Source organism: Paraburkholderia terricola, from assembly GCF_003330825.1.
In the GTDB taxonomy this organism is placed as follows: domain Bacteria; phylum Pseudomonadota; class Gammaproteobacteria; order Burkholderiales; family Burkholderiaceae; genus Paraburkholderia; species Paraburkholderia terricola.
The window spans coordinates 1,178,344-1,191,126 of sequence record NZ_CP024942.1 but is presented as its reverse complement, the minus strand read 5'-3'; the positions used below and the strand labels follow the sequence as shown (position 1 = coordinate 1,191,126).

The window sequence follows — 12,783 nt, the reverse complement described above, 5'->3', positions numbered from 1 at the left end:
GCACACGCTCAATGCAGCGCCGTCCACGCGAGCGACAAGGAAAACACGCCCAGCACGATCGACGCGCCGCGCTGCATCTTCACCGGATTGAGCCAGCCGAGCTTGCCGCTGCCGAGCGCCGCGCCGAACGCGATCCAGGCGAGCGCGATCGGCACCAGCAGGCACGCGAACATCAGCATCGAGAAGACATAAGCCGGCAGATGCGCGAAGGCGATCGCCGGAAAGATCGTGCCGGCGAACAGCAGGCCTTTCGGATTCAGCAGCGTCGCGACGAATAGCGTGCGCATGCCGTTCGCCCGCTGCGTCGAGTCGGGCAAGGCGACCGCCGCGCGCCACATGTCGACGGCAAGATAGGCGACGTACAGGCCGGCCGCCACGCGCAGCAGCGAGGGCAACCAGGGCAGCGCGTGCGCGGCTTGCGCGAGAAACCGCCCCCACACGGAGATCGACACGAAATAGCCACCCAGCTCGGCGGCGATCAGCGGCAACGAGCGCCGCACGCCCTGGCGCAAGCCGGCCGCGGCAAGCAGCGTATTGGTGAGCCCCGGCGTCATCAGCACGACGACGATACCGATGGCCAGCAATGCGATAGCGGAGGCGGAAAGCATAGAAAAAAGGCGCAATGTTGGAAACAGTGCGCCTTTTTATCACACGGAGCGAGTGCGCCGAAATTCAGCGCTCATGCCCGCTCCTGAACCCGGGAACCGCGAGGCGCCGACAGGCGCCGCGTTCAGCGATCGAGCTTCGCGCGTAATTCGCGAGCGGCTTCCAGCAGCCCTTCATAGCCGGAACGCGCATGCTCCGGCAGATCGGGATCGCCGACCAACGTGCCGAGCGTCTCGATCAGGCTATACAGAATGCCTCTTGCAGCACCCGAAGCAATGCCGCCTGACGATACCTGCTGATTCACGTGGCTCAGCGCTGCGTCGAGGTGTTCCAGGTCGGGCCGGTCGTCCGGGGGCGGCTTAGGCGATACGTCTTGCGTCATGATGAAACATCTCTCCTGTTGAAGCATCGATGAACCCGTCATCCTTTCACGTTGTTATATACCGATCGTGCGTTGCCGTCCATTCGTGATGGGCATGAGCGCGATCCACGTCAAGGCGTCCATCGATACATCAGGATTTTTGCGCGGGCGTCGTCTTCGAGCAGCACGACGTACTCGCCGTTGCCGCGCTGCACGGCGCTGATGCCGAGATACACGTCCACCCAGCCGCTGGTGTTGCCGACACTCGCGCCCGGCGTCATGTAGCCGACCGCCTGGCCGGTACGCGCGTCGTACACGTCCACCTTTGCCGTGTACAACTCCGCGACGAAAATGTAATTGCCCGCCACCGCGACGCCCACCGTAGTCGTCTGCGGCGTGCTCTGCGTGTTCCACGGCAGCGAAACCGTGTACTGCTGCGACGGCGTGCCGGAACTCCAGTTGTCGTAACGCGCGAGCACCGGACCGGCCTCCTTCCAGTGCGTCGAATCCCACGGGATCGCGCTCGTGAAGCCGGAGATGTACATGGTGTCGGTCTCCGCGATGTAGACCATTCGCGCGATCCGCGTGAACGGCTGCGGCATCGCGAACATCTTCGAACTCGCATACGTGTAGATCGGATTGCCGGCGGAATCGAGACCCTGCAACGGCATCTCGCGGATGCCGCTCGTCGGCGTGGCGAGCCACACGTTGCCCGGCGTATCGACCCACCAGAAGCCGTTGCCGACCGTGCTGCCCGTCGACGGATTGCTGCTGATCTCGCTGGCGTCGACCGTGCCGTTGCCATTGCCGTCGCGCCACAACCATTCGCCATACGTCGGCTGCCCCGAGGGCCACGTGCCCGGCAGCGGATTCTGCGCGAGCAGACCGGAGGGAATCGCCATCTCCCCATGCGCGGAGTCGAACCGGTAGACGTTCAGATAATGCGCGCCCGGATCGAGCGTATAGAGAAACGGCTGGCCGTTGATTCGCCGCACCATCGGCTCGCCGCGCACGCCGCGCGGCTGGTGAAACGTGGGGTCGCCGGGATAATCGAAGCGATTGAGCGTAAATGCCGCATACGACCATTCGCGGCCGGGCGGCTGACTGTAGTCGAGCGTGAAACGCTTGGAGCCGGTGTACACCGAGCCGGGGTTGGCCGGATCGAAGGCTGCGCTATCGAGGAAGGTCAGGCCGTACAGACGCCAGTTGAGCGTGCGCGAACTCGACACATAGCTTTCGAGCACCGCGCCCTGACCGACCGACGCCGAGCCGATCGGCCTCGGCCCTTCGCCGTTCTGCGCCACATAGAGATTGCCCGCCGGATCGACGCCGATGCCCGTCACGCCATTGAAGCGCCCGTTGCCGGGCACGCCCTTGATCACATGGAAGATGCCATTGCGAGTGCCGAGCGGCGCGGCGGCTTGCGGCTTGCCGTTGGCGTCCTTGGTGAAGACGAGAATCTGCTGCGATGGCCCGATGTCGGCCACGAGAATCTGCCCGGACGGCGTGACCGTGATGTCGGCCGGCACCGCGCCCGCCGGCAACGTCAAGGTGCCTGAAAGCGGAGCGCCGTTGGCGGCGTAGTGCGAAATGACCGGCGTTCCCGATGAAACGCCGCCGATCACCCAGAGCGTCGAATCGGTGTCCACCGCGATACGTCCCGGCGAGTTCGCGCTCCACGAGCGCAAGCGCTGCATCGAGACCGCATCGAATACGACGATCCGGTTCGCGTAGGTATCCGCCACGTACAACTCGCTCTCGGTGGCGGCCAGGCCGCGAATGCCGGCGTCGGTGCCGGTCGTCACCGTGTCGAGCAGCAGAAAACTGTTCTTCGTCGCATTGGCGCTGTTGCCGATGCCGCCGGTGAACGGCGCGCCGACCGCGATATTGCCCAGCGTGCGGCGCGTGATGCCGAACCATGTCTGTCCCGCCGGCGGATAGTCGGCGCCGACCAGCCTGTTGTTTTCGCTGCCGATCGACATCGCCGCGTACAGGTACGTACGATTCACCGCGACCGCATCGCCGCCCGCGGCGCCCCAGCCATGCGTCGAGCCGGCCACGGCGATCTTGTCGCCGGCGCGATAAGCGGCGATTTCACTGCCGCTTTCGTCCCACGGCGCATTGGTGTAAACGGTGCCGTCGGCACCCACGCTAATGGCCTGAATATCCTGCTGCACCCATTTGCCGTCGCCAAAGCCGAAACTATTGCCGATCCATGAAGTGGTGTAATTCAGTTGCGATTGGGCAAATGCACCAAGGGGAAGCAGGCCGAGTAAAAAAAAGACAACTCCGCCTAAGCGAGTGAATAATTTCACGACGATATTCCTTGCGAAGTGCGAAAGCGCACAGCCAGCGTATCCGGCGCGCTTTCGCGTGTATGCGGATAGCTTGGCGTGTCGCAACTATCGTGCACGGTAGACGTTGGCGTTGATCGTCGCATAGAAAACGCGGAAATTTATTGGTAAAAAAATTCGGGTAATTTTTTAAGCGGCCGAATGGGTATTTGATCGGCATACCACTTGTGCGGCAATTCGGCGCGGCAATTCGAGCGTTATTGGCTTTTCAATTAGCGTGAGCGAATTCCTCGGCCGCCGCCGCAATCAGCACTTGCCTACGCGTGGTCTGGTAGCGATCAGCGGGCTCAACGAGCCGATGGCGGTGTGGCGGACGGCCGCGCTGGCCTGCGTGATGTATGCGAGCGCGGCGGAGGCTGGCCGCGTTCGCGGCCCTCGCTCCACTCCATTGCGCGGCGAAAACCGCGGTGCGGCTCGACGCTCGCGCCGCCGCGAACTTCAGGCTTGAACGGCAACCGCGGCTTGCGCGGCAGCGGCACTTTCCGCAGCCGTGACGGCCGGCGACACGATCGCCGGCTGCCCCGTCTGCCGGCGCGAACGGCCTGAACTCAGATAATCGGCAATCGAATCCTGCGTGACTTCGCCGACGTAACGTCCGTCGCCGTCCATTACCGGCATCCATGACGAGTTGAACTGGTACATCTTCGATAGCACGATGCGCAAATGCTCGTCGGCGCTGACCGTCGCCTTGAACGCGCTCAGATGATCGCCGCACACGCCCTGCCCCGCGCGCGCCGCGCGGCGCGTCACATAACCCAATGCCTGGCGGTTTTGGTCGACGATGGTCAGATAGCGGCTGTCGCTGTCGTCCATCATCTGGAACGCGCGCGCGATCGGCGTATCCGCACGCGCGGTTTCCGGTTGCGTGGCCGCGTCGCCGGCCTTCACCAGCAAGAGACGCTTCAACGTGCTGTCCTGCCCGACGAACGCGCCGACGAATTCGTCGCGCGGGTGCGCGAGCAGCGTATCGGGATGATCGTATTGCACCAGTTGACCACGACGGAACACGGCCACGCGATCGCCCAACTTGATCGCCTCGTCGATATCGTGGCTCACCATGATCACCGTCTTGTTCAACTGACGCTGCATCTGGAAGAACTCGTTCTGGATCGACTCGCGATTGATCGGATCGACCGCGCCGAACGGCTCGTCCATCAGCAACACCGGCGGGTCGGCGGCCAATGCGCGGATCACGCCGATACGCTGTTGCTGGCCGCCCGACAACTCGCGCGGATAGCGCTTCAAATACTGCTTCGGATCGAGTGCGACCATCGACATCAACTCCGTTGCGCGCTCGCGGCAACGCTTCTTGTCCCAGCCGAGCAGACGCGGCACGACCGTGATGTTCTCCTCGATCGTCATGTTCGGGAACAGGCCGATCTGCTGGATCACATAGCCGATGTGACGCCGAAGTTCGACTTCGTTCAGGCCCGACGTGTCCTCGCCGTCGATCAGCACGCGGCCCGAAGTCGGCGTGATCAGGCGATTGATCATCTTCAGCGTGGTGGTTTTGCCGCAGCCCGAGGGGCCGAGAAACACGCAGATTTCGCCCGCGCCCACCGTGAGGCTCACCGAGTCGACGGCGCGTACCTGCTGGCCGTCCTTCTGCGTAAACGTCTTGGTCAGTTTGTCGAGTTCGATCATGTCTTTTGCACTCCCTTCGGTGTCAGCAAGCGTTGCAGCGCTTGCAGCAGCAGGTCGGCGACGATCGCGAGCACGCTCACGAGCACCGCGCCCACCAACAGTTTCATCATGTTGCTCTGGCCGATCGCGCGAACGATCAGCGTGCCGAGGCCGCCCGCGCCGATCACCGCGGCAATCGTCATCACGCCGATGTTCATCACCACCGCGGTACGCACGCCGCCCAGAATCACGGGCACCGCGAGCGGCAAGTCGACGAGGCGCAGCCGTTGCCAGACCGTCATGCCGATACCGATGCCGGCTTCCTTGATGCCGGCGTCGACGTTGCGCAGCGCGAGGTAGGTGTTGCGCATGATCGGCAGCAGCGAATAGAGAAACACGGCGGTGATCGCGGGTACCGAGCCGATGCCCTGGCCGAAGCGCGAGAACACCGGAATCATCAAACCGAACAGCGCGATGGACGGCAAGGTCAGCACCACCGTCGCAATGCTCAATAAGGGCGTGGCAAGCCACTCGTGGCGGTTGATCACGATACCCAAGGGCACGCCGACGACGATCGCGCAGCCCACGGCGATCCCCACCAGCCACACGTGTTGCGCGGTGAGTTGCAGCAGTTCAGGCCAGTTGGCCGACAGATAGTCGAATACAGTCATAAATGGTCTCCGCTCAGGGCAACTCGTGCGTGCGCAGGAATTGCGCCGCGACTTCGCGCACCGGCTTGCCGTCGATGTCGACCTGCTTGTTCATGTCGAGCATGGTGTCGTTGTTCAGCGCGTCGGAGAGTGCGTTCAATTGCGTCGCGAGTTGCGGGTTCTGGTCGAGCGTCGCCTTGCGCACCACCGGCGTCGCGTTGTACGCGGGGAAGTAGTGGCGGTCGTCTTCGAGCGGCACGATGTTGAAGCCCTTCACGCGGCCGTCCGTCGTGTAGATCAGACCGATCGGCACCTGGTTGTTATGCAGCGCGGTGTAGACGAGCCCCGGATCCATCTGACGCGTTTCCGCGCGGCTGAACGCCATGCCGTACGCCGCTTCGAGCGGCTTCAAACCATCGGGACGATTGGCGAACTCCGCGTCCATCGCGAACACGTGCTTCTTTTTCGGCTCCGCCGCGATCTTCGCCGCGAGCTGCGAAATCGTGCGGATGCCGGTCTGCTGCGCCAGTTGCTGCGGCAAGCCGAGTGCGTACGTATTATTCAGCGGCGACGCATGCAGCCATACGAGACCGCGCTTCGCATCGAGCGCTTTCACGCGTTCGTACATCGTCTTCGGGTCGAGCTTCTCGGCGATCTTGTTGTAGACGATGGCCGCGGTGCCGGTGTATTCCCACACCACGTCGACCTGGCCGTTCTCCTGCGCGCTGCGCAACAGCGTGCTGCCGAGGCCGGTGCGTGCGTCGATCGTGTAGCCCTTCGAGCGCAGATATTGCGACGTGATTTCCGTCAGCACGTATTGCTCGGTGAAGTTCTTGCCGCCGAGCACGAGCGTCGCCGCGCCCGCGTGCAGACTCGCTAGAAGCAATGCGCCGGCTGCGATCCAGCGGCTGCGTTTGAACCGATTCATCATGCCGTCACCCCGCGTCGCGCGAGCAGATAGCGGCTGCTAGCGGAAACGATGCCGTCGAGCACCAGCGCGAGCATCGCGGTAGCCGCCGCGCCAAGCAGAAGCTGCTGCTGATTGTCCAGGTAGATGCCGGGGAAAATCAGCGTGCCGAGGCTGTCCGCGCCGATCAGATAGGCGAGCGGCGCGCTGCCCACGTTGATCGCGAGCGCGGTACGCACGCCGCCGATGATGATCGGCATCGCGTTGGGCAACTCGGCGCGCACCAGCGACTGCCAGGGCGTCATGCCGAGACCGCGCGCCGCTTCGCGCAGCGCGGGCGAGACGTTTTTCATGCCTTCGTAGGCATTGCGCGTGATCGGCAGCAACGACGCAAGAAACAGCGCGACGAGCGCCGGAATGTCGCCGATACCGAAGATGCCGAGCGCGATCGCCAGCACGGCCAGCGACGGAATCGTATTGCCGATGTTGAAGATCTGCATGAAGCGTTCGGCATGCCGCGCGAACGACGGGCGGCTCAGCAGCACGCCGGCCGGAATGCCGACCAGCAACGCGAGGGCCATCGAGTAACCGACCAGCAGCAGGTGCCGTTTCGTGTAGTAGACGAGATCGGGCGCGTACTGATGCAGTGCGCCGGGGTCGATCGCGCGCCACAGTAATGCGACGACGATACCGATGGCGACAAGACTGCCGATCAGCCTGGCAGGACGTTGAATCATGAAGATGCGCCTCCTTGTTCGAGCGGCGCGCGCAAATAGCCACGCCGCACAGGCGTCGTGACGACGCTGCGAATGGGAAGTTCGGGACGCGGCAGGTGCCGCGAGGTGAACCGAGTGGTGCCGGGGTTTTGTCTTGCCCGGCGCGAGGGCGGTGGTTTGCTTTCGCCTTCGGTGACGTGCCAGTGATTAGAACTGGACGCCAGATCCATCGATGATGTTTGGATAGCTGCGCGAGGCCGCTTTCCGACGGGGCTTGAGGGCCCCTCTTGAATACCGGTCTTTCCACCGGCGAAGGGATGAATGCGCAATGCTGCCAGCTTGCATTCAACCCCTTCTAACTTGGGCTATCTAGCTGCGATGTCGCGGTTAGGGTGTAGGGATTATACGGATGCGAGTGTGGTACGTCTACCCAAGTGGTTAATCCACGGGTTGACCGGCCGCATGCGCGGCCCCCGAAAACCCTCACCTTGAACGCTCGCCGGCGAGCCGCGTGCTCACGAAACCTTCACGCGCCGCACGAAGATTCGCCGCGTCAAATCGAACGCCACCAGGTTGCCGGCCACGACCAGCAGCAGCCCGACCACCGCCAATCCGGACCACTGATAGCCTTCGAATATCGTCGACGCGGCCAGCGCCACGATCGGAAACAGCACCGTGCTGTAAGCAGCCCGTTCCGGGCCGATGCGTCCGACCAGCATCAGGTACGCCGTGAAGCCGATCACCGAGCCGAACACCGCCAGATAAGCGAGCGCGCCGAGATAACGCGCCGACGGCTCGACCGCGAACGAAAAGCCGGCCAGCAGGCTGCCCACCGTCAATACGCTCGCGCCGATCAGCATCGCCCAGCTATTCGTGGCGAAGGGGTGCAAGCCCATCGATTGCATGCGGCTCGACAGCAGATTGCCGGCCGAAAAGCACAGCGTGCCGAGGAACGCGATCGCCAATCCCAACCATGCGGCGTGGTCGCCCAGGTGCCCCGCCATCTGCTGGACGAACAGACACACGATGCCGACGAGGCCCAGCAGCGCGCCCGCAATCGCCGACGGCTGCAACGGCCGGCCCATGAAAAGCCGGCCGTTGATGGAATTCAGCAGCGGCGCGGTGGAAAACACCACGGCCACGAGACCGCTCGGCACGACCTGTTCGGCGTAGTAGAAACACAGAAAATTGACGCAGAAAAGCGCCAGCCCCTGCGCGGCGAGAAATCGCCATGCGGCGCGCGGCGGCATGATCGGCCGGCGCATGATGCGCAGCAAAGCGAACAGGACCAGTGCCGCGATCCAGAAGCGCCACGCAATCGAGACGGGCGGCGGCACCACGCCCAATTGCCACTTGATCGCGATCCAGGTGGTGCCCCAAATGAGCACGGTGACGGCATAGAGCGAAAGATTCATGGCAAGCGCACGGCAGCGAAAACGGGAACTCGACTATGCCGGAGGCCCGCGCGCCGCACTTGTCCAGGATTGCGCACTTTTTCGCGGCGGCAAGCAGCCGCGAATGACGCACCGTATACTGGCGCCTGTTCAGTCGTCGAAAGATTCGCTCGTTCCGTGGACCCCACACCGCCCGCCCTCGTGTTGAATTCCACTGAAATGCCGTTCGGCCTTCAGTCGGTTTGTCACACGCTGAGCAGCGCCAACGCGAATCTCGAGCGCTTCGCGTGGCTTGGCGACCGGCTTGCCATTGCCGTCTGGACACGCGACATAGAAGAAGCCGAAACCGCCTATGAGCGGCCCGGCCATCACACGCTGTCATGCTACCTGGACGGCGGCTATCGCACCGAGCGTCAGAAAATGCCCGGACGCTACGGTGCGCCGTCCCGGCTCTGCGCGTTGCCCGGCGATCACGAATCACGCTGGTGGGTGCGCGGGCACATGCACTTCATGCACCTGTATTTCCTGCCGGAACACTTCACGCAGCGCGCCGTTCAGGAACTCGACCGCGAGCCGCGCGAACTCACGCTCGCCGATCGCACCTATTTCGAAGACACCCGCATCGCGAGCCTGTGCCAATCGCTCGCCAATGAGAACTGGCAGGACCCGGACGGCCTGCTGCGCACGAATGAGACCGCGCATCAGGTGCTGAGTCTGCTGTTGCGTGCGCAAGGCGTGCGCCGCACCGACGCGGTACTCAAGGGCGGCCTGTCGGTCGCGACACGCCGGCGCTTGCGCGACTACATCGACAGCCATCTTGCGCAAACGCTCACACTTGGCGAACTCGCCGGCGTCGCGGCGTTGTCGGAGTTTCATCTTGCGCGCATGTTCCGCACGTCGTTCGGGCTGCCGCCCGCTGCGTGGATCGCGCAGCAGCGGCTCGAACGCGCCCGCACGCTGTTGCGCACCACCGCACTGCCGCTCGCGCAAATCGCGGAGCAATGCGGCTATGCGAACGCCAGCCATTTCAGCCACCGTTTTCGCGAAAGCGTCGGCGTCGCGCCGACCGCGTTTCGGCAGGCGGTCGGCGTTTAACCGCGTGGGCTGGCGCGCCAGGCTTTACTGCAACGCCATTGCCAGCACGCGCGCCACGTGGATCGCGTCGACGCCCGCGCCGTCGTGAATCTGATGCCGGCAGCTCGTGCCGTCGGCCACCATCACCGTGTTGCTGTCGATCTTGCGCACCGCCGGCAGCAGCGACAATTCCGCCATGGCTTGCGAGCTCGCGTAATGCTCGGCCTCGTAGCCGAAACTACCGGCCATGCCGCAGCACGACGATTCGACCGTCGACACCGTCAACCCGGGAATCCACTTCAGCACGGTTTGCACGGGCGTGAACACGTCGAAAGCCTTCTGATGGCAATGACCATGCACCAGCGCCTGCTGTTTGGCCAACGGCTTTAGCGCAAGCTGCAAGCGTCCGGCCTTTTCCTCGCGCACCAGAAACTCTTCGAATAGAAACGCCTGTTTCGAAAGCCGCTGTGCCTCCTCGCCGAAGCCGTAGTGCAGGAACTCGTCGCGCAACGACAGCAAACAGGAAGGCTCCAGACCGACGATCGGCACGCCCCGCTCCACGAACGGCCCGAACAGATCGAGCATGCGCCGCGCTTCCTGCTTCGCTTCGTCGACGAGGCCGGCCGCGAGAAACGTGCGGCCGCAGCATACCGGCCTCTCGCCCTGGCGCGTGTTGAAGTGCACGGTGTAACCGGCGGCCTCCAGCACCTGCTGCGCGGCACGCGCATTCTCCGGCTCCATGTTGTTGTTGAACGTATCGACGAACAACAGCACTTCTTTCAGCGCACCGGTTTTAGCAGGCTTCGCAGCCGCAGCCGTTGTTGCCATGCCGGATAAAAACGACTTCCTGAACCGCGGCAAGCGCCGTTCCGGCGCGAAGCCCACGGTCCGCTTGAACCACGCCGACAACACCGGCACGTTATCGGCCAGGGCCATCAAGCCCGGCAGGCGGCTCGCCGTTGCCGCGTAGCGCGGCATGAAGGCGACCAGCCTGTCACGCAGACGCAGACCATGCCGCTTCACGCGCGCCGCCCGCGCCTCGATCTTGAACTTCGCCATGTCGATGCCGGTCGGGCAATCGCGCTTGCAGCCCTTGCACGACACGCATAGATCGAGCGTGTCCTTCACGTCGTCGCTGGCAAGGCCCGCCTCGCCCAGTTGACCCGAGATCGCGAGGCGCAAGGTATTCGCGCGTCCGCGCGTGACGTGCTGCTCGTCCTTCGTCACGCGATAGCTCGGGCACATCGTGCCCGCGTCGAATTTGCGGCAATGGCCGTTGTTGTTGCACATCTCCACGGCTTTCGCGAGTCCGCCGGACAGATCGTTGCCGCTGCCCGGCGCCGTCTCCTGCCCGGTCAGCGGATCGCGCTCGACGTTCCATGCGGACCAGTCGAGCGCCGTGTCGATCTTCCGAGCCTCGTAACCGGGCGCGAAACGAAAATTGCGCGCGTCGTCCATTTTCGGCGGACGCACCATCTTGTCGGGATTGAAGCGGTTGTCGGGATCGAACAGCGCCTTGATCTCGCCGAACGCCTGGTTCAGGCGCGGCCCGTATTGCCACGCGACCCATTCGCCGCGGCACAGGCCGTCGCCGTGTTCGCCCGAAAACGCGCCCTTGTATTCACGCACCAGTGCCGCCGCTTCCTCGGCGATCGCCCGCATCTTCACCGCGCCGTCGCGCCGCATGTCGAGAATCGGCCGCACGTGCAGCGTGCCGACGCTCGCATGGGCGTACCACGTGCCTTCGGTGCCGTTGCGGTGGAACACTTCGGTCAGACGGCTCGTGTATTCGGCCAGATGTTCGGGCGGCACGGCGCAATCTTCGATGAAGGAGACCGGCTTGCCGTCGCCCTTCATGCTCATCATGATGTTCAGCCCGGCCTTGCGGACTTCCCACAACGCTTTCTGTTCGTTCGCATCCGGCATCTCGACGACCGAATCGGGCAAGCCGAGATCGGCCATCAATTCGCCGAGCTGCTTGAGCGACGCGAGTTGCGCGTCGCGCTCCTCGCCTGCGAACTCCACCAGAAGAATCGCTTGCGGCTGACCGACCAGCGCCTTTTCGATCACCGGACGAAACGCCGGATTGCTCATCGCCAGATCGATCATCGTGCGATCGACCAGTTCCACTGCGACGGGTTTCAGCCTGACGATGTGCTGCGTCAGATCCATCGCCTGCCAGAAGGTCGGAAAGTTGACCACGCCGAGCGTTTTATGCGCGGGCAGCGGCGCGAGCTTGAGCGTCAGTTGCCGGCTGAACGCGAGCGTGCCTTCCGAGCCGACCAGCAGATGCGCGAGATTCGCGAAGCCGTCATCGGTATAGGCGCGCGGATTCTGGCAATCGAACAGGTCGATGTTGTAGCCCGCCACGCGGCGCAAAACCTTCGGCACGCGCGCGACGATTTCATCGCGCTCGCGTTGCGCGATCTGCGTCACGCCGGCGAGTATCTGCTGCAAACGCGCGCTTTGCGGCGGCTCGCGCAACGAGGCGAAACGCGCTTCGCCGCCGTCGGCGAGAATCGCGTCGATCGCCTCGACGTTGTGCACCATGTTGCCGTATTCGATCGAACGCGAGCCGCACGAGTTGTTGCCGGCCATGCCGCCGATCGTGCATTGCGCGGCCGTCGAGACGTCGACCGGAAACCATAGACCGTGCGGCTTGAGCCATGCGTTCAGATGATCCAGCACGACGCCGGGTTCGACCGTCACCGTGCGCGCCTCCGCATCGAACGCGACGACGCTGTTCAGCCACTTGCTCGTGTCGATCACCAGCGCTTCGCCGACCGTCTGACCGCATTGGCTCGTGCCCGCGCCGCGCGCGAGCAGCGGCACTTTCTCGCTGCGGGCAATGTCGAGCGCGATGCGCAGATCGTCCTGATCGCGCGGCACGACCACGCCGATCGGCGTGATCTGATAGATCGACGCATCGGTAGCGTAGCGACCGCGGCTCGCCGCATCGAACAGCACGTCGCCGCGCAACGATTTGCGCAGATGTTGCGCGAGCGGACTCGACGGACGCGCGGCGCTGGGAACCAGATGGATCGGCTTGACGAGCAAGGCGGAAGTGGGATTCGTCATATCGTCGGCCTATCGAAAAC

The 12,783-nt window shown here is 63.9% G+C and carries 10 protein-coding genes; 1 reads left to right on the top strand and 9 read right to left on the bottom strand.

From position 1 onward, the window contains the following. Positions 1-8: 8 nt before the first annotated feature. The 8 genes from CUJ90_RS23935 to CUJ90_RS23900 form a co-directional block, all read right to left on the bottom strand. Complete coding sequence (locus CUJ90_RS23935) at positions 9-608, bottom strand: LysE family translocator (RefSeq protein ID WP_114164067.1); 600 nt, start codon at positions 606-608, stop codon at positions 9-11. A gap of 122 nt (positions 609-730) precedes the next feature. Then, the gene (locus tag CUJ90_RS23930) at positions 731-988 is read right to left on the bottom strand and encodes a hypothetical protein (RefSeq protein WP_073429607.1); all 258 of its coding nucleotides are present in this window, start codon (positions 986-988) and stop codon (positions 731-733) included. Positions 989-1,098: 110 nt separating this feature from the next. Then, entirely contained in the window at positions 1,099-3,282 is a 2,184-nt protein-coding gene (locus CUJ90_RS23925; RefSeq protein WP_073429608.1) for an NHL repeat-containing protein, read from the bottom strand. A 477-nt stretch (positions 3,283-3,759) separates the two neighbouring features. After that, positions 3,760-4,965, bottom strand: coding sequence for an osmoprotectant ABC transporter ATP-binding protein OsmV (locus tag CUJ90_RS23920; RefSeq protein ID WP_073429609.1), 1,206 nt, complete (start codon positions 4,963-4,965; stop codon positions 3,760-3,762). Next, positions 4,962-5,615, bottom strand: a complete 654-nt coding sequence (locus CUJ90_RS23915) for an ABC transporter permease (RefSeq protein ID WP_083081837.1) — start codon at positions 5,613-5,615, stop codon at positions 4,962-4,964. The genes CUJ90_RS23920 and CUJ90_RS23915 overlap by 4 nt, the downstream gene beginning before the upstream one ends. 13 nt (positions 5,616-5,628) lie before the next feature. Beyond that, complete coding sequence (locus CUJ90_RS23910) at positions 5,629-6,525, bottom strand: glycine betaine ABC transporter substrate-binding protein (RefSeq protein WP_083081839.1); 897 nt, start codon at positions 6,523-6,525, stop codon at positions 5,629-5,631. After that, on the bottom strand, positions 6,522-7,238 hold the full coding sequence (locus CUJ90_RS23905) for an ABC transporter permease (protein WP_083081840.1): 717 nt from the start codon (positions 7,236-7,238) through the stop codon (positions 6,522-6,524). The genes CUJ90_RS23910 and CUJ90_RS23905 overlap by 4 nt, the downstream gene beginning before the upstream one ends. A 494-nt stretch (positions 7,239-7,732) precedes the next feature. Further along, entirely contained in the window at positions 7,733-8,632 is a 900-nt protein-coding gene (locus CUJ90_RS23900) for a DMT family transporter (RefSeq protein ID WP_073429613.1), read from the bottom strand. A gap of 198 nt (positions 8,633-8,830) precedes the next feature. On the opposite strand from CUJ90_RS23900, the gene CUJ90_RS23895 reads away from it, so the two are divergent. Further along, positions 8,831-9,706 carry a helix-turn-helix domain-containing protein gene (locus tag CUJ90_RS23895; RefSeq protein ID WP_114164066.1) on the top strand — a complete coding sequence of 292 codons (876 nt, stop codon included), beginning with the start codon at positions 8,831-8,833 and terminating at the stop codon, positions 9,704-9,706. Positions 9,707-9,730: 24 nt separating this feature from the next. Here the strand turns inward: CUJ90_RS23895 and CUJ90_RS23890 are convergent, their stop codons facing one another. Next, the gene (locus tag CUJ90_RS23890; protein WP_114164065.1) at positions 9,731-12,763 is read right to left on the bottom strand and encodes an FAD-binding and (Fe-S)-binding domain-containing protein; all 3,033 of its coding nucleotides are present in this window, start codon (positions 12,761-12,763) and stop codon (positions 9,731-9,733) included. Positions 12,764-12,783 lie beyond the last annotated feature (20 nt).